The organism is Photobacterium sp. ABD4_091, assembly GCF_056160145.1.
Genome location: NZ_JBSWWQ010000002.1, coordinates 1,026,954 through 1,047,985, shown reverse-complemented (window position 1 = coordinate 1,047,985; position 21,032 = coordinate 1,026,954). Strand labels below are relative to the sequence as shown.

The following is a 21,032-nucleotide window of genomic DNA, read 5'->3' as shown; positions in this document are numbered from 1 at the left end:
AAATTTCTCCAGCTTATTCTTGGTGATTCAGACACGAAATCACTTTTAACTAGAAAGCTTAATGTAAACTTCAAAAAGACAACTAAGAATTCGAGGCTAAGGGAGTTAGCGATGAATAACACTCTATTTGCGGCCAAGGCTCATCATTTCGCTGCATTATTTATGTTGATGACTTTATACGGGTGTTCAACTATCAATCAATATAATGGCCTTACCGCGGTTGATATCTCTATGGTTCCAAACGCAGAGGCTGCGGAAGCTGGTCAATTAAGTGCGAGCAAAAATGATAAGCCCAAGCTAGCTATCGCTTTTGGTGGAGGTGCATCTCGCGGCATGATGCATCTTGGTGTTATGAAGGCATTAGAAGAAGCGGGGATCAAGGCTGATATCGTGACAGGCACATCAGTGGGCTCCATTGCTGCAGCGTTATACAGCAGCAATGAATATTTTGACGTCCAGCGCAAGATGTTTGAATTTTCTGAACATGAGATAGTCGATATTAACCTATCACGGAAAGGGTTGATAAAAGGGAAAGCATTGGCGAAGTGGGTAAATAAACACACTGGGTATGACGATATCAGAGACCTGCCTATCACAACAGGTATTGTTGCTACCAACCTGACTCAGCAGAAGGCTGTAATGTTTACTGCTGGGGATATTGGTGAAGCTGTACAGACATCAGCAAGTGTACCTGGTGTGTTTGTGCCTGTTTATCACAATGCAGATATTCTTGTTGATGGAGGGGTGTTGTCTCTGGTGCCAGTGTATGCAGCCCGTCAACTCGGGGCCGATATTGTCATTGGGGTCGATGTATTCTGTAGTTTGCCACCACCGCTTAAATATACCGCAATTGATACCATGGCTAATACTTTCTGGTTGCAGAGTTGTATTGTGACTAAAAAAGAAAACGATAGCGCGGACATTGCACTCGCTCTAGTATCACCAGATCCGAGTCTTGTGAATTTTGGAAGCCCATTAGAGCGAACCGCAGCCATGGATGCTGGCTATAAAGCCATGAAGCAGGCACTTCCTGAACTAAAGGTTATGTTGGGTATGCCAAATTAAATAATGCTCGTAGCTGTCTTTTCCTGCTTTGTGTAGCAGGTACCGAAAGGGTGAAAATTGATTTGCCCTCGTTTTGTTTCTTTAGTGTCAGATAGTTAATTAATATAAATCAATTTGATTAATTGGAATAAATGTCACAATAAGGTGATGTGAGAAGCGGTAATTTGCTCGCTTTAGCCTCATTTAAACCGGAATAAAAATAATAAGTGACAATAATGACAGCGGAAAACACACATTTTGCGAATACTCCACACCAAGGAAGGGAAGTCGAGTATTCAGCCTCATTGAATCTGATTTCAACGACTGACCCAAGCAGTACGATTACTTATGCCAATAGCACGTTTTGCGATGTAGCAGGCTACAGTAGCGAAGAGCTGATTGATAACCCCCATAACCTAGTTAGGCATCCAGATATGCCTAAAGCGGCTTTTGCGCAACTTTGGCAGTACGTCAAAGCAGGTAAAAGCTGGATGGGGTTGGTAAAAAACAAATGTAAAGATGGCAATTACTATTGGGTTTCTGCTTTTGTTACCCCGATAGTAAACAGCAATGGTCAGGTTGTTGAATACCAATCTGTCCGTAGCCGTCCTTCTAAAGATGAAGTCAAGCGTGCGGAAGCGGCTTACCAAGCATTAAATGAGGGAAAGCCAGGAACTGGCCGCTTCCGCCTAAAGTATGGTGCCTTGTTGAATGCCATTTTGGCACTTACCGCTTTAGCAGCCATGGCTAACACGGCAGTGGCAACGTCTGGGCTTTCGATAGCTATCTTGATGGCAACTATCCTGGGTTTGTTAGTCAACGTAATTGCCCAGAAACGTCTGAATGAGGTAACTCAACTCGCCCTTCAGGCGTATGATAATGCCATGATGGAAAAGATTTATACTGGTAAATACGATGACTACTCCGGGGTAGAGCTTGCGCTTAGAATGCGGCAGGCAGAATTGCGAGCCATAGTTGGTAGGGCTAGTGAAACATCATCAGATATCCTTATATCGGCCGAGGATGAATTTGCTAATACTCAACAGGTGAAAACCAATTTACAACAGCAAGCTTTGGCGACAGAGCTAGTTGGGGTGGCGATTGATCAAATGGCATCTACGGTCAAAGAGGTCGCTGAGAATGCGACTAATGCCTCTGAGATGACAGTAAAAGCACAGCAGGTTGCTAACAACGGGCAAGAAAGGGTTGAAGAAACGATTACGTCGGTTAACGCCCTACATAAAGAGCTTGATGATTCTAAACGGGTAATCAACGCATTATCTGAAAGCAGCCGGCAGATCGAAGGGATCCTCGATGTGATTGGCACAATTGCAGATCAAACCAATTTACTGGCTCTTAATGCAGCGATTGAAGCGGCGAGGGCGGGAGAAGCCGGTAGAGGCTTTGCTGTGGTCGCCGATGAAGTGAGATCGCTAGCCCAGAAGACACAATCATCTACCGGTGAAATTCACCAGATGATCTCTCAGCTTCAAGACATTGCCGGACAAGCAGTCGCTGCGGTTGAAAGAGGTGGTGAGCAGTCAGAGCATTGCCGCCAGCAAGCGTTGGCAATGGGCGAACAGCTCAAGGAAATTAATCAAGTATTAGATATAGTGACAGACAGTAGCCATCAGATAGCTGCAGCCGTTGAGCAACAAGCGGGAGTGAGTGTTGATATTGCCGAGCACATCCAAAAGATAAATATATTGGGCAATGAAACAGAAAAATCGAGTGACACTTCGGTAGAGAGTACTCGCATGCTGGTTGAGCGTTTGGAGGGGCTAGAAAGATTAATGAGCCAATTCCAGCGTTAAGAGGTTTCCCCTTTCGATGACTAGTTTAAAGACAACCTGTTAGTTTCGTTCTACTACGAAACTGACAGGTTGCCTTAAATTACTGAATTATATCAGTCCATCCGGGTAATAAAGGTTTGCTCGTCATCCACAAACGCGACAAAGCCGTCATGATAGATAAACACTCGGCCACGCCCCTCCACTAGGCAGGCAAGCTGTGGGTTCAAATCTTCTTCGTTATCCTGGCTTTGAAAAGTGCCGGTATCAGTGATTACTCCGCTGAGTGTCGGCAAATATCCATAAGTGCGCTTGGCTTGATCAATCAGGCTCAATTCGCTGGCGGTAGAGAAGCACAAGGGGATCTCACCGGCATCTTCGATAAATATCGTTTTCAGTTCTTCAAAAGCTGTTATCACCAGCCAGTCGATGCCGTTAACATGATGGATAAACATTAGAGTTTCTCGTTAATTCTGATGCGGAGATTTTATCACTATCAGTGGGTAGAGCGTAGTCGAGATTTAGTTGCTAAAGGCGGTAATTCTGTGCCATTTCCAGACATTCACTAGGTTAACTTGAAGCAAGTTTTGCCCCAAAGTCATTTTGAACGAAAGCTCATTCACTGGTTGTTAATGTTGTTTCACAATGCATTACCTTATACCACTAGAGTTCGTACTTATATGGATGAAATACATCACTAATCTCTGGGGAACTAGTGAGCGGGGAGCAGGCCACGGGGATCCGGCCAGATTCAACTTTTTCAATTCAAATTAACGACCTATTACAAGTTGGTAGCACCAGCTTAATCTGATCAACATACCTGTAACGCACTTCTCATTATCAATATTTTATATATGAGATAGTTATTGGTGGTACCAATAATTTGTGGGGGTGATTTAGATGTTGAAATTGAAGATTATAGATGCGCATGTCCATTGGTGGGATCTAGATAACCACCTTTATCCTTGGCTCAACGGTGATAACCAAGCAAGAGATCAACAAGAAGCACAAAGACTAGCCAATAATTATTTACCGGAAGATCTGGTTAGTGATGCGAAAAGGTATGAGCTAAGCGGCGCTGTACATATTGAAGCAGGATATGACCCTGCGAAGCCAACATCAGAAACCCGTTGGCTCGATTCTCTTGAGACCACTTTTCCTTTCGTGATTCTTGGCGCAGCTAATCTGGCTAATGAAAATCTGACTTGTTTATTGAATGAGCATAAGCGCTCTCCTCGTTTTAGGGGAGTGAGGCATATGCTTAACTATGTCGAAGGAAGACCAGAACTCTGCTGGGCAGACCAAAATTATCTAGATAACCCTGTGTGGAAAAGTAATTATCCACTCCTTGGAAAACATGGATTGATATTCGAACTCATGTGCTTTGGACATCAGATGGAAGATTTTGCTAGATTGGCTAATGCCCACCCTGAAATACCCGTTGTTCTTGAACATACTGGTATGCCATCAACAGATGAGGCAAGCCTAGAACAATGGCGAAATGGTATTAAAGTGCTTTCACAGTGTGAGCATGTCCATTGTAAGTTAGGTGGTCTTGGAACAATGATCCCTGATTGGAATGAAGAGATAGCGTTTAATGTATTTGATTGGGTTTTGGAGTGCTTTGGTCCAGAAAGAATCATGTTTGCGAGCAACTTCCCAACGGATAGTCAATTTACCAGTTACGACTATATGATGGGCATTATCATCTCTTGGGCAGAGTCGCGTTTAAGCCATAAGCAACAAAATGCGTTTTGGGCTAACAATGCACTCACTTTTTATCAGTTCTAAAATTGACTTTTTGCTAATAAAATAGCGGTTTTAAACGACCGCTTTTTACTACTCTTCTTCGAAAGGTTTCTTTGATTCTACAAAGAATCGATCTACCGCTTTCACTACCTCTTCTCGATTACGCGATCGGAATGCAGCGATGATATCTTTTCGAAGGCTTATACTGCGTTCAGAACTACCTTCCTGTACTAGAAGTCTCTCTACTGTTTTTCTGCGCAAAGCTACCATGGTTTCAATAAGGTTGATGAACAATGGATTGCGAGTAGTACGCGCCATTACTTTGTCACAATGGTCAAGAGCGTCAGCATAAGCAGTGATATCTTTAGGGTTGATCAGGGTTAGCTGTTCATAAGCCTTTTCGATCTTCTCAAAATCTAGTCCATTGCACTGTTCAAAGGCTTTGATATACATTGCCTTTTCCAAGACTTCGCGTACCTCGAATAATTCGATAAATGTTGTATGTGGTGGGTGCAGTAGCCAAGACATCACATCACCAGTGACTCGGTCACTGTATTCTTTTACAAAAGAACCTTGATTGCTACGAATTTCAATCAGGCCAGCGGTTGATAAGCCTCTTAGTGCTTCACGGATGCGACCTCGGGAAACACCGTATTGTTCAGCAAGGTCACGTTCGTTAGGAAGTTTATCTTTCGGATGATACTTCTTGTTGATAATTTGCTCTGCAATATCTTGGATGATTTCATCAGCTGCAGTTAGCTTTTTTTCCATATTTTTCAGACCCTAATTTCTATTTTGCTAAATTCTAACAGAAAATAGCATTGGTATTAATGTCTTCTAATACCAATGCTATCTTGTTTATTCGACGGCTTTGCCGTCGACTCTAGTCAACGCTTTGCATTGTAGAGTTTTATCCCAAAACCTTACATTGTCACAAAATTACCATATGCAACAATTAAAACTGAGAAGGTTAATACAGCTAAGCCATTGTATAGATTGCGCTTCACAGGCTTTGGTGATGATTTCCATTCTTTGAAATAGATACCCCAAAGTTGAGCAAAGATAATCAGCATAATCATGTGGATTGCCCATGATGCGACTGAGAAGTCTTCCATAAAGTGCTCAGCGATGCCGTAGAAGAAGAATTGGAAGTACCACGCTGCGCCACCAGCAATCGCAAGGATGTAGTTGCGCCTCAGTGCTTTGTTTTCTTTATCGAAGAACTGTTTAAAGTTGTTTTCGCGACGAATCAAGAAGTAGCAAATGATCAAGTTTGAAATTAAAGCGCCACTATTAGCCAATACAAAGATTACGTTTACTCGAAGCAGTGGGTTTGCTCCCATATCAACAGCTTGTGCTGCCATTGGCTCGCCAGCATGTAAGGCAAATCCATAACAAGCAGATAGAAAGCCAGCACCAAGAGCAACGAAAATACCTTTCACGATTTTGCTGTCTTTAGCTGATGTTACGTCTCCTGATTGTTGATTCTCGTGCAGTTCACGCCCGTAACCCGCTTTACCCACCAGGAACATACCTACGATTGCGATCAGTAGTGCCGAGAAAATATAGACACCTTGTGTGGTGTGTAGAAGTTTGTGAAGTTGCTCACCCCCCATTACTAGAGGTGGAATAATGGTTCCTACAGTCGCACTGAAACCGATGGATATTGCGTAGGTCATTGAAAAACCTAGCATTCTACATGCCAGCCCAAAGCCGTATCCACCGAAGCCATAGATGAAACCAAGTCCAACTGTCAGCAATATCGTCTTGGTGTCGGCCGCAGCGATGATCATGCGAACTTCTGGTATCGTAAGGCTAGCGACAATAATTGGAAGGAAGAACAAGGAAACCAGAGCAAAGCCAACCCAGTAGACATCCCATTGCCAACCTTTTACAAATTTACCCGGTACAATACTGCTTGCCGATGATGCGGCACCGACAGCATGTAATGCTATCCCTGTTAATGCTGTAATCATAACAATATCTCCATTCTATGCTGTTGGATTACTCTTGGAAAAATACACTTTTCATACCTGCCCACCATTCACCTTCTTCTCTATCCTCGAAGGGAATGTGCATTGGCTTACATATATCCCACCATTTAATGACGGTCTCGTTCTCTGACATACGCTTCATATCAGTTTCAAAATCTTGCCCCCAATATTCCACGTAACTAAATAGGTAGTTTTTCCCGTCTGGCAGTTTGCGAAGAAAGATGCTGTAGTTTCTAAGGTTACTGTCACTGTTCTGAGCCAGTACTTCAGGCCAGGTATCCGCATGTAGTCGGCAATACTCGTCGATGCACTCTGGTCGAATCTGTACGACTGAGCCTAGTCGTTGAGGTTGATTCATTTCTTGCTCCTTATATCTCTTCTAGATAAACGGGACGATTTTCGTTGATTGATTTGACCGCTGCTTCCACCATGCGGATAGTGTCGATTCCATCTTCGATGGAGTTATTAGCTTGGGTATCGTTGTCGATGGCTAGCATGAGCTCACCCATAGTCCCCATAAATGCGTGTGGGAACCAACGACCTTCCAGTTTTGGTTTGTGCCAGACCTTTTCCTCACAATTTAGGAAGGCAATTTCATCTTCTTTACCGTGGGGGTAGTTATGAAGGGCACCATTGGTAGCGTTGATGACGCCTTTACTACCCTCGACTCTGAAACCCGCTTTCCAATCTTCCATTGGGTATCGATTGTCATGATTTACATCAACTTGGGCTTTGAGTTTATTGCCGAAATCTAGGAAGGAGTAATCCTTGATGTGGTCTTCGCCAACCCCTCGTTCAAAACCTGAGGTAGCTTGGGTATAGATGAAAGTGGGTGTTTTATCGAGTAAGTAACGGAGGGTGTCAAAATAATGAATAGTGTGGCCCCACATATTGTAGTTTGGAGTGTTGTGCCAAAATGTCCATTCTTCCCATGGTTGCCTGACATTCACATCGATACTTAGGTGGCTCAACTCGCCTAATTCACCTCGCTGGATCAGATCCCTCGCTGCATTGACAGACGGTGAGTAGCGCATCTGATGATTAACTGCACCTTTTAGGTTGCACTCCTTAAGCATGGTATCCATCAATCTTGCTTGAGCGACATCCAAGGCTAATGGTTTTTGGCAAAGTACGTGCTTTGAGTGGATGCAGGCCAACTCTACTATGCTCGGAGTCACTTCAGCGGGTGTCGCAATATCTATGATGTCGACACAATCCAAAGCCGCTAACTCTGCTGAGGTTTTGCATACATTGGGTATACCAAATTCCTCTGCGAGCCTTTTCGCTTTTTCATGGTCAAGGTCAGAAATGGCTGTTACTTCAAAGTTAGCCATCTTGTACGCAGGCAAATGGCAGTACTTTACGATTTCACCAGCACCAACGATACCTATCTTCTGTTTTGCCTGAGTTGGGTAGCGAGGCTTGTAATTCATCTTCATTAGAGAACCCTTCCTTGTCTGTGGTATCACCAGTTATACATCCACCTCTGGTTTTAGTTAAGTTTTTTACTCGTATTTTGTGAGCTATATTCTGGTGTGGAAAATTGCTCTTATTTAAATTATTGATTTGTTTAGTTTAATTTTTTTGATTTGTTTTTTTGAATTAGATTGGTTGTTTATTTGTCGATTTTTGGTTTATGGTAGTACCACGGGAATTGATTGAGGATGTGAAGGATGAACTTGCCCCTGAAAGGAATGTTAGTGTTGGACTTTAGTCAGTTTTTGGCTGGTCCCTCTGCAGCGCTTCGTCTTGCTGACTTAGGCGCGCGAGTAATCAAGATAGAGCGACCAAATGTGGGAGATCTGTGCCGAAAGCTCACCATATCTAACCTGAAAATTGATCAGGAGAGCGTGGTATTCCAAACCATAAATCGAAACAAGGAGAGTTATACCGCTGACCTAAAAAATGAAGCTGACAAGCAACAGGTAATCAATCTGATTAAGCAGGCTGATGTAATGATCCAAAACTTTCGTCCTGGAATTATTGAGCGGTTAGGTTTGGACTACCAGTCTGTCAAAGAGCTTAACCCTAGGATTGTTTATGGCTCAGTCTCTGGTTATGGAACGCAAGGGCCGTGGGTGGATAAGCCGGGCCAAGATCTCTTGGTGCAATCGATGAGCGGGCTGGTTCACCTCAATGGTAATGCGACAGATGCGCCTATGCCTTTTGGCTTAGCAATCGCAGACATGATTACAGGTGCACACTTAGTACAAGGGATACTCGCATGCTTAGTACGCCGTGGTATTACCAGTAAAGGTGGTCATGTAGAAGTAAGTTTGCTCGAGTCGACGTTAGACTTCCAATTTGAAGTGCTTACTACTCACTTGAATGATGGTGGCAAGCTTCCGCAAAGAAGCAGCATCAATAACGCGCACGCTTATTTAGGCGCGCCATATGGGATCTACAAAACTAAAGATGGTTTCCTTGCATTAGCCATGGGCTCAGTGGTTGAGCTAGGCGAGCTCCTTCAATGCCAGCCGCTAACTGAATATACCAACGAAGATGACTGGTTCGATAAGCGAGATGAAATCAAAGGCATCCTAGTTTCACATCTTGAGAGTAGTTCGACTCAATGTTGGTTGGATCAGTTAGAGCCTGCTGATTATTGGTGTGCGGATGTCATGACATGGGATCGTTTACTGAAGCATGAGGGTTTCACTTGCTTAGAGATGATTCAAACCGTCCAGCATCCAAGTGGCTCTGAAGTAAATACCACTCGCTGTCCTATCTCTATTGATGGCTCTCGACTCTACAGCGAAAAAGCGGCGCCGAGGCTGGGTGAAGACACCGCGCGTATTCAAGACGAATACCAGTTGTAAGGATCTGACTATGCGACCATTGCAAGGTATCAAAGTTGTTGACTTTAGTCAGTTTTTGGCAGGGCCCGCTTGTAGCCTTCGACTAGCAGACCTCGGTGCTGAGGTGATTAAAGTGGAAAGGCCTGGCGTGGGAGATATCTGCCGCCAGCTTTATGTGGCTAAACAGAAAGTCGGTAATGAAAGCACTATTTTTCATGCCATTAACCGCAACAAGAAATCCGTCGCCATTAACCTAAAGTCGAAGTCTGGTTATCAGGATGCATTGCAATTGGTCGCGGGCGCTGATGTGGTGATTCAAAACTTCAGACCCGGCGTAGCCAAGAAACTCGGTATAGATTGGACAACCTTACGAGAGGTTAACCCAAAGCTTGTTTATGGTTCTGTCTCAGGCTATAGCCCTGATTCAACGACCTGGAAAGATAAACCTGGCCAGGATCTTTTGGCGCAGAGCCTATCCGGTTTAGTGTGGTCAAACGGTGATGGTCAAGATCCCCAGCCTATGGGCTTAGCTATTGCAGATCTAACCGCAGCCTATGAGTTAGCTCAAGGCATTCTTGCTCTATTGGTTCGCCGAGGACTAACCGGCGAAGGAGGATTAACAGAGGTTAGTCTAGTTGAATCACTCATTTCGCTGCAATCAATTGCGCTTTTTGAACATTTAAACCATGGGGTGACCTTAGGCGAAGTTAGCAAAGATGCTCAAGGTATTTATCAAACTCTCGATGGGTATTTAGCGATTGGCTCTGTCGACTCCAGAGCTGTGTCAAAGGCCCTTTCCTTGGATGCCAATAAGGCTTTAAGCCTTGGAAAATACATCTCAAAACAACCCAAACGACTATTGCTTGAGGCATTGAAGTCTAACAACATTCCAGCGTGCCCAGTGCTCGATTGGCATGAGCTCAGAGAGTCTGACCATTACAAGTCTCTCAATTTTGAGCAGGGCGTATTCAACAAGCAGCAACAGATCCTTCATACCACTCGCTGTCCTATCACCATTGATGGCGAACGATTTATTTCTCCTATCGGCGCACCTGAAGTAGGGGAGCACACACATTTATTTATAGGAAATTCAACATGTTTATAGACAAATATTTTGAGGATTTCGAGCTTGGTGAAGCCCGAGAAACTATAGGTAGAACTATTACTGAGTCAGATATCGTTCTTCATGCAGGTCAGACGGGTGATTTCTATCCCCACCATATGGATGCAGAATGGTGTAAGACTCAACCATTTGAAAAGCGTATCGCACACGGTACTTTGACCTTTTCTGTTGCTGTGGGTATGACCGCAGGTCTTATCAACAATCGAGCCATGACCTATGGCTATGAAAAGCTTCGTTTTACTAACCCTGTTTACATCGGCGATACCATTAAGGTGCACGTCACGATCACTGAGAAGCGTCCCCACCCAAGAAAAGAGAACTATGGCATCGTTTCAGAAAAACTGGAGGTGCTCAATCAACAGGGCAAGTCCGTGATGGCTACAGAACATCTGCTGCTGGTGGAGAAACGCGATGATTAAGTTAAGGGGAATGACGTGGGATCATGATCGCGGCTATAACCCACTTGTTGCTGCGTCAGAAGTGTTTAATTTTCGATACCCAGAGGTAACGATTGAGTGGGATAAGCGTTCATTGCAAGCTTTTGCCGATAGACCTTTGGATGTGATTGCTGAAGAGTATGATTTCATGATCATCGACCATCCACACATAGGGGAGGCTTCTCAGCAAGGTTCGATCATTGCGCTCAATGATGAGAAATATGTGGATGCGTTGGCGGAATTAAATGCTAACAGTGTAGGGCCATCTCATAAAAGCTATGAGTTGGATGGAAAAAACTGGGCTCTTGCGGTTGATGCTGCCTGTCAGGTGGCTTGTTACAGGCCTGATTTATTGGAATCGCCACCGTCAAACTGGGATGAAGTCTTCGAGTTAGCAAAACAAGGCAAAGTACTGTGGCCACTCAAGCCGGTAGATGCTGTCGATAGTTTTTTTACTCTGTGTGCCAATCTAGGTAAACCGGTGGCAACAACAGAGCATGAGTTCGTTGATAAGGGGGTGGCGAAACAAGCGCTTGAGCTGATGGCAATGTTCGCCCCATACCTGCCTGAAGAAAACCTGGTTCACAATCCAATTGATGTTTTAGAGATCATGTCTACCAGTGATCAATACGTTTACTGCCCACTCCTGTTTGGTTATACCAACTATGCAAGAACAGGCTACCGCACCAACACCATCTGCTTTACTGATATGCCGACCTTCGCAGACAAGGAAATCGGCGGCTCTATCATCGGCGGTACAGGGATCGCTATTTCTTCCAAATGTGCTCACCCAGAACTGGCCAAAGAGTTTGCATTTTCACTTGCGGGTGAAGAGCTACAAAAAAGTATCTATTTTGAGCGAGACGGACAGCCGGCACACAAAGCCGCATGGCTGGATGAAAGCGTAAACAAAGCTTCGAATCAGTTCTTTAAAGACACACTAACGACTATCGAGAATAGCTGGCTACGCCCGAGGTATAACGGATTTTTGTATTTAGCGGATGTCGGTGGTGATTTAGTCAATGAGTTTTTAGAGGGAAAACACAGCGTTGAAGACGTTATTCAAGGGCTTGAGGAGGCGTACCAGAAGAGCCTTCTAGGCGAAAAAGAAAGAAAATACGACTAGTAAGGAAGAGACATGAAACAGACATACAATTTCGAAAAGCGGGTTGTTATTGTGACTGGTGGTGCACGAGGCCTTGGACTGGCGCAAGCGAAGGCGTTTCTCAATGCGAATGCGTCCGTAGTGATCACTGATATTGATCCGAACGCATTGGAAAGTGCACGTGTGGAGTTGAACTCCGAAGATGTTCATACCTATATGCACAATATTAAAGACTTCGACACCACTGCAAACCTCGTTGAGCGCATCGAGCAGGAAGTGGGTGATATTGAATATCTGGTGAACAACGCTGGCGTGCATCTTAAGAAACCTATTTGGGATGTGTCTACGGAAGAGTGGCAAAACATCAACGATATCAACGTGACTGGTTTGTTTGTTATGTCACGTGAGGTGATTCGCAAGATGAAGCAAAGAGAGCGTGGCGCTATCGTAAACGTTTCCTCAATGGGCGGTTTGATGGCGTTGCCAAGCGCTGCAGGCTATGTAACCACTAAAACAGCTGTAGTGGGTTTAACGCGAAGTATCGCGGTGGATTGTGGTGCGTTTAATGTCCGTTGTAACGCAGTGTGTCCTGGATTCATAGACACTGAAATGACCCGCAAAGTACTGGCTGGCGATCCGGCTCGCGCGGCAAAAATTGAAGGCCGTATTCCAATGCCACGCCTGGGTTTGGGTGAGGATATTGCCGCCGCTACTGTGTATCTATGCTCAGAAAGTGCGTCTTATGTAAATGGTCAATTGTTACCGATTGACGGTGGCTACAGTGTCGGATTTTAGGAGGAAGTTATGGTTGATACATACAAAGCTTTGGTTCTGACCGATGCTAAAACAACTCGAGTCGAGCAACGTAAGCCAAGAAGCCTTGATTCAAAAGAGGTGCGAGTGCAATTAGGCTCGGCGGGTATCTGCGGTACCGACCTTCACTATTATCAAGATTTTGCCAATGCGGGTTTCTTACTCCAAAACCCTCTGGTTCTAGGGCATGAAGCCTCGGGCACTATTGTTGAGATAGGCTCAGACGTTAATGATTTAAAAGTCGGTGAGAAAGTTGCTATAACCCCAGTGATGAACTGTGGCGAGTGTGATAACTGCCGAAGTGGAAACAGCAATACCTGTACTAACAAACGTTTTCCTGGCTCAGCCACAACCATTCCACACATAGATGGCTTCTTTCGAGAGTATTTTGAGGTCGAAGCGCGCTGTTGCAGAAAGCTACCCCAGAATGCTGAACTGGATAAGATTGCTTTTGTTGAGCCAGCGGCATGCGCGTTACACGGTGTAGAGCGAGCAGGTGATCTTATCGGTCGTCGAGTATTAGTGACAGGTGCAGGCCCTATCGGTACTTTGGCTGCTGCTATGGCAAAAGTCAGTGGTGCTGCTGAAGTAGTGGTTTCCGATCTAACTGATGAGTCTTTAGCAATCGCTTCTCAGATGGGGGCGGATAAGGTGATTAATATTCGTCATACGTCAGTTGAGGACTTCATTACAGAGAGCGGCGAGTTTGATGTGGCTATTGAGGCCAGTGGGGCAACTTCTGCATACGTATCTTGTCTGACTGGTGTTAAAAAGCAGGGCACGGTAGTCCAGCTATCCGTCCTGGCTGAAAAAGAGCCTAATCTTCCAGCCAACCTGATCATGCTAAAAGAGTTGACACTAAAAGGTGCATTTCAGTTTAACGGTGAGTTTGATAGGGCGCTAGCGCTTATCTCCTCAGGGCGTATAGACCTAACCCCAATGCTCTCTGGTCAGTTTAAATTTGAAGAGGCTAGTAAAGCCTTTGAGATTGCAAAAGACCGAAGCAAATCAATGAAGGTTCAATTTGTGGCTTAGCTATAGCAGACTCTTTGAAAAATCGAGCTATCTAGCCAAGCTGATACGTTAAGGGGTTCTGAGTCAGTCAGATCCCCCATTTCCTGTTGTCTAGGTCGATTCCGATAATATGTGTGTTATTCATTTGGCACTTTCCTTTAAAGACTAAACCCGCTCAAGTTTAGCTGTAGGGAGGGACGTACCATATCATTAAATGTGTTTAAAAAGGTATGGAATCTATTACTCTGTATTAGTTCCGACTAGATCTGACACTTCAATTGAAATGAAGAGAGTTACCCACTTTGATTAAAGGTGCTGAATCCGTAATCAAAGACAATAAGAGGTAACTCTCATGCTTCATACTAGCAATCCAATCATCAAACACAAAGCTGGGCTTCTCAATCTTGCAGAAGAACTCGGTAATGTATCAAAAGCTTGTAAAGTCATGGGTGTCTCAAGAGACACTTTCTATCGTTATCAAGAGTTGGTAGAAACAGGTGGTATCGATGCTCTGATTAATCAAAGCCGCAGAACACCAAACTTAAAGAATCGTGTCGATAGTGAGACTGAGCAGGCTGTGCTCAAATACGCCATCGACTTCCCTGCGCATGGACAAGTCAGAACAAGCAATGAACTGCGTAAACTAGGCGTGTTTATCTCTCCAAGTGGCGTACGCTCAATCTGGCTCCGCAATGACCTAGAAAACTTCAAGAAACGTCTTATCGCACTGGAAAAACAGGTCGCAGAGGACGGTATAATCCTAACGGACGAGCAAGTCGCTGCCCTTGAGCGCAAGAAGCATGATGATGAGGCCTGTGGTGAGATAGAAACTGCACACCCAGGTTATCTCGGCTCTCAAGACACGTTCTATGTTGGCAATCTGAAAGGTGTTGGACGCATCTATCAGCAGACGTTCGTTGATACCTATAGCAAAGTTGCTTTCGCTAAGCTCTATACGACAAAAACACCTATCACCGCAGCAGATATGTTGAATGACAAGGTTCTACCGTTCTTCGAGACTCACGAGTTGCCAATGCTGCGAATCTTGACTGACCGGGGTACTGAATACTGCGGTCGAGTTGAGCAACATGACTACCAACTTTACTTAGCCATCAATGATATCGATCACACTAAAACTAAAGCCATGTCGCCACAGACAAACGGGATCTGCGAGCGCTTCCACAAGACCATATTGAATGAGTTCTACCAAGTGACGTTCAGAAAGAAACTGTATGGCTCAATGGATGAGTTGCAGAAAGATCTGGACGAATGGGTGGACTACTACAACAATCATCGTACCCATCAAGGAAAAATGTGCTGTGGCAGAACGCCCATAGAAACATTAGAGGATGGGAAATCAATCTGGGCCGAAAAGAATCTAGCCCAGATATAATCTGACAGGCACCAAGTCGAAAGTGGGTAACTGTCAGATCGGGTCTGAATTAGTACAATTACTCTCAGGGCCTGCCTTTACTTTGAATAGCCACTAATTCAGTAGACACTAGTTAGCCTCTCTTTGTACTGCTTTTCATACTCTACAGGCGACAACTGGTTATTGGAACCGTGTCTACGTTTAACGTTGTAGAACATCTCTATATATTCGAAGATATCCGTCCGAGCTTCTTCTCGAGTGGCGTATATCTTCCGCTTAATTCTTTCTCTTTTTAGCAGTTGGAAAAAGCTTTCGGCGACGGCATTATCATGGCAGTTGCCTCGGCGACTCATACTTGATTCAAGTCCATGTTGTTTTAAAAAACTATCCCAATCATGGCTCGTGTACTGGCTTCCTTGGTCTGAATGCACAAGTACATTTACTACCGGCGAGCGCCGCCATATAGCCATTAGAAGTGCATCCAGAGCTAACTCTTTAGTTATTCTGCTCTTCATTGACCAACCAATTACCCGTCGAGAGAAAAGGTCAACTACGACGGCTAGGTATAGCCAACCCTCGTGAGTTTTTATATACGTAATATCAGTGACCCAAGATTGATTCGGAGCGGAAGGGTTAAACTCTCTAGCCAATTTATTAGCAACCACAACATTTTCACCACCTGCTTTCGCTCTGGGTTTTCGGTAGCCTCTCTGCGACTGTATGCCTTCTCGTTTCATCAAGCGGTGAACCTGGTTAATTCCACAGAACTCACCTTCATCACGCAGATCACTGTATATCTTCCGGTAACCATAAACTCCGCCAGACTCCAGCCAAAACTGTTTGATCAGCCCGAGAAGGTATTTGCGCCGCTTTTCCTGTCTACTGTCGGGCTGCTTAAGCCAGGCATAATATCCGCTGGGATGTATGCCAAGCACTTTGCACATGCGCCGAACAGACCAAGTAGGTTGGTTGGCTTTAATAAAGGCGTACCTCAGTCGGACTGGCTTGCGAAGTACACCGCGGCTTTTTTTAATATGTCTCGCTCTTCAGTGACTCTTTGTAATTCCTTTTTGAGTCGGCGGATTTCTGCACTTTCATCAGACTGGGCTTGGTATTGGGAGGAGTCAGGACCGTAGCGCTTGATCCAAGCATAAAGGCTATGGGTCGTTGTCCCTAAACGATTCGCAACATCGGCCACGCTATGGCCTTTTTCTGTAACCTGTTTTACGGCTTCAATTTTGAATTCTTCTGGGTATCGTTTGCTGTTCATAAGCACCTCTTTATTAGTCATTTTGTCTAACTAAAAGGTGTCTATCAAGTCGGTGGCTATTCAGACTAACTCGTTAAAGTATACTGATAGGTAGTTGACTACACTCCCACTTGAAGGAGGGGGGATTTTCGCCGATTTTGGTAATAACTAAACAGGCTCGGCTTAGGTGAAAACTAAAGCCGAGCCTGTTATTCAGAGTCTTTAATGTGTTTAACTGTACTAATTCAGACCCGATCTGACAGTTACCCACTTTCGACTTGGTGCCTGTCAGATTATATCTGGGCTAGATTCTTTTCGGCCCAGATTGATTTCCCATCCTCTAATGTTTCTATGGGCGTTCTGCCACAGCACATTTTTCCTTGATGGGTACGATGATTGTTGTAGTAGTCCACCCATTCGTCCAGATCTTTCTGCAACTCATCCATTGAGCCATACAGTTTCTTTCTGAACGTCACTTGGTAGAACTCATTCAATATGGTCTTGTGGAAGCGCTCGCAGATCCCGTTTGTCTGTGGCGACATGGCTTTAGTTTTAGTGTGATCGATATCATTGATGGCTAAGTAAAGTTGGTAGTCATGTTGCTCAACTCGACCGCAGTATTCAGTACCCCGGTCAGTCAAGATTCGCAGCATTGGCAACTCGTGAGTCTCGAAGAACGGTAGAACCTTGTCATTCAACATATCTGCTGCGGTGATAGGTGTTTTTGTCGTATAGAGCTTAGCGAAAGCAACTTTGCTATAGGTATCAACGAACGTCTGCTGATAGATGCGTCCAACACCTTTCAGATTGCCAACATAGAACGTGTCTTGAGAGCCGAGATAACCTGGGTGTGCAGTTTCTATCTCACCACAGGCCTCATCATCATGCTTCTTGCGCTCAAGGGCAGCGACTTGCTCGTCCGTTAGGATTATACCGTCCTCTGCGACCTGTTTTTCCAGTGCGATAAGACGTTTCTTGAAGTTTTCTAGGTCATTGCGGAGCCAGATTGAGCGTACGCCACTTGGAGAGATAAACACGCCTAGTTTACGCAGTTCATTGCTTGTTCTGACTTGTCCATGCGCAGGGAAGTTGATGGCGTATTTGAGCACAGCCTGCTCAGTCTCACTATCGACACGATTCTTTAAGTTTGGTGTTCTGCGGCTTTGATTAATCAGAGCATCGATACCACCTGTTTCTACCAACTCTTGATAACGATAGAAAGTGTCTCTTGAGACACCCATGACTTTACAAGCTTTTGATACATTACCGAGTTCTTCTGCAAGATTGAGAAGCCCAGCTTTGTGTTTGATGATTGGATTGCTAGTATGAAGCATGAGAGTTACCTCTTATTGTCTTTGATTACGGATTCAGCACCTTTAATCAAAGTGGGTAACTCTCTTCATTTCAATTGAAGTGTCAGATCTAGTCGGAACTAATACAGTTTAACTTACCTTACCGCTAATTCATCGATAGACTTACTCTCTTTTACACCGCTTGGATCTCGATACTTCACTGTTTGTAAGTGCTCAGCGTATAGCACTAATTCACCATCGTTTTTGAAGATCTCGTAGCTCACAGTGATGATTCCCATTAAATCATTTTTCGGCTTTTTCTCTTTGTGTGTGCGAACCGTGTAGATGGTGTCACCGATAAACACTGGGCGGATAAATCTTAGCTTGTCGTAGCCGTAACTAAAGGTATTCACGTTATTATTTGCCATTAAGCCAAGGCCATAAGCAAACACCTGAGCACCAGCAACCAGTCGCTTACCAAACATGCCCTCATTTTCTGCAAACCCTTGGTCGCCAACGTAAGGGTGCATGTCTAGTACCAAAGAGTTGAATAACATAGCCTCACCTTCGGAGATGGTGCGGCTGATAGATTTTACTTTCTTACCAATTTCAAAGTCTTCATAGAGCCAGTCTTCAGTATTGTATTTTTCGAGTGTTGAGTGTTCTTCCTTTGGGGTTTTTACGACCATAGTTTGTTCCTCTGAGTATTTAATTAGTATGTTGAGATTAGTGGTTGAAAGTATGCGATCACATCACCCCAAACTTTTTGTATGCCTCGACGGTTGTCATGCCTTGTTGTAAGGCGAGTAGTACCTGGTTCTCTTTTGTTGCCTTCTCAAAGGCGCCTTGGAAAGCGTCAACCTCAATCTCTTTAGGTATGATCAGGATTCCGTCTCTATCTCCAAAAACAATGTCGCCATCCCTAACTAGGATGCCGTCGACTTCAATTGGTACACGCCAATCAATCACCTTGCCACGTACGCCTTGGTCTTGTGCGTAACTCCCAAACGAAGCAATGGGAAAGTTAAGGCGCTCAATTTCATTGGTGTCGCGGTGGAACCCATGTACAACGGCACCTGCCGCACCACATTGGATAGCTCGGGTAGACATTAATCCGCCCCAAAGAGCATATCGGTGAGAACTGCCTGAGCAGATATAGATTTCATTTGATTTAAGATCATCGAGCGCTTCAAACATGCGGCCGAACGGCATTTCACTGATCGATGATTGGCCAGGGTGATCACCAAAAAAGTCAGCTTCCAGAACCGTCATGGCACGGCCAATAATCACCATGTCAGATCGAATTGGTTTAAGGTTGGGAGAAAGAAACTGGTGTGTATAACCCAGCGAATCGAGAACATCGCCAACAAGAGCCACAAACAGATGCTCTTTTGCCAAAGCAAATAGCTCGTCATCGTTTTTCCATTTCATTTTCATTCAGAGGGCTCCTAGTTAGTAAATAGAGTGGAAAGTTGAGGGAATATGATGAGCAGTACACCCACGCACATAACCGTCAATATGTAGGGCATGATTGCTCTAATACATTTATCAATTCTGACACCTGTGACCGAACAGGCCGTGAACATCACAACACCTACTGGCGGACTGACACCGCCCAAATGAGTCATGAACACAAACACGATGCCATAGTGGATGAGGTCAACTCCCATAGCTTGCATTACCGGTATAAACATTGGGCCAAGAATCAATACCAAAGCGGTACCCTCAATGAACATCCCCAGTACCAAAAGCAGAAGTGCAAGCAGTGCCAAGGTTAAGGTAGGGCCTGCGTTTAGACTAATAAGGAAGTGGCTTATCTGTTGAGGGATTTGCTCGAACGTCACAACCCAACTGAACGCGGACGAAGCAACTAGAACCAATATAATTGCTGAAGTTGCGAAGGCTGTGTTCTGTAGGATCTTGTATAGGGGTTTAGCTTCAAGGGTGCCGTATCGCCAGCAAAGGTATAGGCAATATACGACTGCCACTGAGGCGGCTTCGGTGGGAGTGAACACACCAAACCGAATGCCAATTACGATAAAGACAGGCAACACAATAGCGGGCAGAGCCGCTACAAACGTACTTGCTAATCCCTGGCTGACTTCCTGCTCACATCCTACGAGTTTGAACTTTTTGATTTTAACGTAGAAGTGAGTGGTTACCATCAGACCGATAGCCAACAAGATTCCTGGGATGATTGCTGCGATAAACATTTGGCCTATTGAAACATTGGCCGCAAATCCAAACAGGATCAGACATATACCTGGGGGAATCATAGGCGAAATTAGTGCTGAAGCTGCCGTCAGTGCAGTTGCAAATTCCAGTGGATAGCCTCGTTTTACCATTTGAGGGACGAGGAACTTGGCTTGCATAGCGGCATCGGCATTGGATGAACCCGACATCCCAGCAAGAAGGCACGAAAGTAGAATATTGGTTTGGGCCAGTCCTCCTGTCATTTTTCGGGTAAGAACGGCGCAAAATGCCATTACTTTATTTGATATACCAGACAGGTTCATTAGCTCTCCCACTAGAATGAACAGTGGGACCGCCAGCAATGGAAAGGATTGAGCCCCCAGAATAATGCGCTGTGCCAGTACAAAATCCATTAAAGCCGGATTATTGACTACGCAATAGACGGAAAGTGCGAAAATAATGAAGGCTATAGGTACGCCGAGAAATAGCATTGAGAAAAAAATTGCAGGTAAGGCCATTGTCATAGGTTTGCTCCACTTTGTTTGGTGAGTGAAGCTGACTTTTTACCTTTTACGAGTTGGTAAAGTAGCTGCACAACAATCACGAAGGCTAGCAGTCCAAAGCCTATTGGTACTGCAAGATAGAGATATTTGGCTGATATACCCACCGAGTTCAGCTGTAAGCGAGTCCCCATTGCAACAGGCCACGAAATCCAGCTGATATACGAGCTGATGCCAGCCACGATAAGAGAGCGTAGTGTTTTGATGAACGAAAGTTGCTTTGGAGATAGGTAGTTGTCGATTACATCCAGCCCTAAGTGTCCGCCTTTGAGATATGTATGCGCCATACCGAGGAATACAATCCAAACAAAAAGCGCAGTCGTTACCTCAAATGAGAAAAGCAAAGGCTTGTTGAAGCCATAGCGATAAACCACAGCGATAAAAACTAACAAGGTCATCACTGTGGTTAGGGCAGCGAGGGCGGCATTGACGAGTTGTTTGGATAGCCGAAAAAAATTCATAAGACCTCCTAGAAGGAGGGTTATCAACCCTCCCTAGT

General features: G+C 44.7%; 21 protein-coding genes. 10 read left to right on the top strand and 11 right to left on the bottom strand.

Annotated features, from left to right (window positions below; genetic code table 11):
* The first annotated feature begins 111 nt into the window (after nucleotides 1-111).
* Together ACXAGQ_RS19175 and ACXAGQ_RS19170 are read left to right on the top strand one after the other, a co-directional pair.
* Nucleotides 112-1,065 (top strand): patatin-like phospholipase family protein, encoded by a 954-nt coding sequence (locus tag ACXAGQ_RS19175; protein ID WP_475255983.1) that lies wholly within the window; start codon nucleotides 112-114, stop codon nucleotides 1,063-1,065.
* Between the two features lie 215 nt (nucleotides 1,066-1,280).
* On the top strand, nucleotides 1,281-2,858 hold the full coding sequence (locus ACXAGQ_RS19170) for a methyl-accepting chemotaxis protein (protein ID WP_475255982.1): 1,578 nt from the start codon (nucleotides 1,281-1,283) through the stop codon (nucleotides 2,856-2,858).
* Between the two features lie 92 nt (nucleotides 2,859-2,950).
* Here ACXAGQ_RS19170 and ACXAGQ_RS19165 read toward each other — a convergent pair whose 3' ends face one another.
* A complete protein-coding gene (locus ACXAGQ_RS19165) occupies nucleotides 2,951-3,289 on the bottom strand; it encodes a cytosolic protein (RefSeq protein ID WP_475255981.1) in 339 nt (112 codons plus the stop codon).
* Between the two features lie 445 nt (nucleotides 3,290-3,734).
* Here ACXAGQ_RS19165 and ACXAGQ_RS19160 point away from each other — a divergent pair, with 445 nt between their 5' ends.
* Nucleotides 3,735-4,625 carry an amidohydrolase family protein gene (locus ACXAGQ_RS19160; protein WP_475255980.1) on the top strand — a complete coding sequence of 297 codons (891 nt, stop codon included), beginning with the start codon at nucleotides 3,735-3,737 and terminating at the stop codon, nucleotides 4,623-4,625.
* Nucleotides 4,626-4,673: 48 nt separating this feature from the next.
* Here the strand turns inward: ACXAGQ_RS19160 and ACXAGQ_RS19155 are convergent, their stop codons facing one another.
* The 4 genes from ACXAGQ_RS19155 to ACXAGQ_RS19140 form a co-directional block, all read right to left on the bottom strand.
* Nucleotides 4,674-5,354, bottom strand: a complete 681-nt coding sequence (locus ACXAGQ_RS19155; protein WP_475255979.1) for a FadR/GntR family transcriptional regulator — start codon at nucleotides 5,352-5,354, stop codon at nucleotides 4,674-4,676.
* 152 nt (nucleotides 5,355-5,506) lie between these two features.
* The gene (locus tag ACXAGQ_RS19150) at nucleotides 5,507-6,559 is read right to left on the bottom strand and encodes an L-rhamnose/proton symporter RhaT (RefSeq protein ID WP_475255978.1); all 1,053 of its coding nucleotides are present in this window, start codon (nucleotides 6,557-6,559) and stop codon (nucleotides 5,507-5,509) included.
* 28 nt (nucleotides 6,560-6,587) lie between these two features.
* The gene (locus ACXAGQ_RS19145) at nucleotides 6,588-6,935 is read right to left on the bottom strand and encodes an L-rhamnose mutarotase (RefSeq protein WP_475255977.1); all 348 of its coding nucleotides are present in this window, start codon (nucleotides 6,933-6,935) and stop codon (nucleotides 6,588-6,590) included.
* A 10-nt stretch (nucleotides 6,936-6,945) separates the two neighbouring features.
* Nucleotides 6,946-8,016: a Gfo/Idh/MocA family protein gene (locus ACXAGQ_RS19140; protein ID WP_475255975.1), complete on the bottom strand. Its 1,071-nt coding sequence runs from the start codon at nucleotides 8,014-8,016 to the stop codon at nucleotides 6,946-6,948.
* Nucleotides 8,017-8,250: 234 nt separating this feature from the next.
* Between ACXAGQ_RS19140 and ACXAGQ_RS19135 the strand changes: the two genes are divergently transcribed.
* The 7 genes from ACXAGQ_RS19135 to ACXAGQ_RS19105 all read left to right on the top strand — a co-directional run bounded on the left by ACXAGQ_RS19135 (nucleotide 8,251) and on the right by ACXAGQ_RS19105 (nucleotide 15,260).
* Nucleotides 8,251-9,396 carry a CaiB/BaiF CoA transferase family protein gene (locus ACXAGQ_RS19135; protein ID WP_475255974.1) on the top strand — a complete coding sequence of 382 codons (1,146 nt, stop codon included), beginning with the start codon at nucleotides 8,251-8,253 and terminating at the stop codon, nucleotides 9,394-9,396.
* Between the two features lie 10 nt (nucleotides 9,397-9,406).
* Nucleotides 9,407-10,480: a CaiB/BaiF CoA transferase family protein gene (locus ACXAGQ_RS19130; protein WP_475255973.1), complete on the top strand. Its 1,074-nt coding sequence runs from the start codon at nucleotides 9,407-9,409 to the stop codon at nucleotides 10,478-10,480.
* The gene (locus ACXAGQ_RS19125; protein ID WP_475255972.1) at nucleotides 10,471-10,917 is read left to right on the top strand and encodes a MaoC family dehydratase; all 447 of its coding nucleotides are present in this window, start codon (nucleotides 10,471-10,473) and stop codon (nucleotides 10,915-10,917) included. The genes ACXAGQ_RS19130 and ACXAGQ_RS19125 overlap by 10 nt, the downstream gene beginning before the upstream one ends.
* Nucleotides 10,910-12,061 carry an extracellular solute-binding protein gene (locus ACXAGQ_RS19120; protein ID WP_475255971.1) on the top strand — a complete coding sequence of 384 codons (1,152 nt, stop codon included), beginning with the start codon at nucleotides 10,910-10,912 and terminating at the stop codon, nucleotides 12,059-12,061. Before ACXAGQ_RS19125 ends, ACXAGQ_RS19120 begins: the two co-directional genes overlap by 8 nt.
* A 12-nt stretch (nucleotides 12,062-12,073) precedes the next feature.
* On the top strand, nucleotides 12,074-12,835 hold the full coding sequence (locus tag ACXAGQ_RS19115; RefSeq protein ID WP_475255970.1) for an SDR family NAD(P)-dependent oxidoreductase: 762 nt from the start codon (nucleotides 12,074-12,076) through the stop codon (nucleotides 12,833-12,835).
* 9 nt (nucleotides 12,836-12,844) lie between these two features.
* Nucleotides 12,845-13,888: an L-idonate 5-dehydrogenase gene (locus ACXAGQ_RS19110; RefSeq protein WP_475255969.1), complete on the top strand. Its 1,044-nt coding sequence runs from the start codon at nucleotides 12,845-12,847 to the stop codon at nucleotides 13,886-13,888.
* 331 nt (nucleotides 13,889-14,219) lie between these two features.
* Complete coding sequence (locus ACXAGQ_RS19105) at nucleotides 14,220-15,260, top strand: IS481 family transposase (RefSeq protein ID WP_475250925.1); 1,041 nt, start codon at nucleotides 14,220-14,222, stop codon at nucleotides 15,258-15,260.
* Between the two features lie 98 nt (nucleotides 15,261-15,358).
* On the opposite strand, the gene ACXAGQ_RS19100 is transcribed toward ACXAGQ_RS19105, so the two are convergent.
* The 6 genes from ACXAGQ_RS19100 to ACXAGQ_RS19075 all read right to left on the bottom strand — a co-directional run bounded on the left by ACXAGQ_RS19100 (nucleotide 15,359) and on the right by ACXAGQ_RS19075 (nucleotide 20,994).
* A protein-coding gene (locus ACXAGQ_RS19100; RefSeq protein ID WP_475250914.1) for an IS3 family transposase occupies nucleotides 15,359-16,509 on the bottom strand; the annotation gives its coding sequence in 2 pieces (ribosomal slippage) (nucleotides 15,359-16,272 and nucleotides 16,272-16,509; 1,152 coding nt in all).
* Between the two features lie 272 nt (nucleotides 16,510-16,781).
* The gene (locus tag ACXAGQ_RS19095; RefSeq protein ID WP_475251940.1) at nucleotides 16,782-17,822 is read right to left on the bottom strand and encodes an IS481 family transposase; all 1,041 of its coding nucleotides are present in this window, start codon (nucleotides 17,820-17,822) and stop codon (nucleotides 16,782-16,784) included.
* Between the two features lie 113 nt (nucleotides 17,823-17,935).
* A complete protein-coding gene (locus ACXAGQ_RS19090; RefSeq protein WP_475255968.1) occupies nucleotides 17,936-18,469 on the bottom strand; it encodes a MaoC family dehydratase in 534 nt (177 codons plus the stop codon).
* Nucleotides 18,470-18,527: 58 nt separating this feature from the next.
* On the bottom strand, nucleotides 18,528-19,217 hold the full coding sequence (locus tag ACXAGQ_RS19085) for an RraA family protein (RefSeq protein ID WP_475255967.1): 690 nt from the start codon (nucleotides 19,215-19,217) through the stop codon (nucleotides 18,528-18,530).
* 11 nt (nucleotides 19,218-19,228) lie between these two features.
* Nucleotides 19,229-20,497, bottom strand: a complete 1,269-nt coding sequence (locus tag ACXAGQ_RS19080) for a TRAP transporter large permease (RefSeq protein ID WP_475255966.1) — start codon at nucleotides 20,495-20,497, stop codon at nucleotides 19,229-19,231.
* On the bottom strand, nucleotides 20,494-20,994 hold the full coding sequence (locus tag ACXAGQ_RS19075; protein WP_475255965.1) for a TRAP transporter small permease: 501 nt from the start codon (nucleotides 20,992-20,994) through the stop codon (nucleotides 20,494-20,496). Before ACXAGQ_RS19075 ends, ACXAGQ_RS19080 begins: the two co-directional genes overlap by 4 nt.
* Nucleotides 20,995-21,032 lie beyond the last annotated feature (38 nt).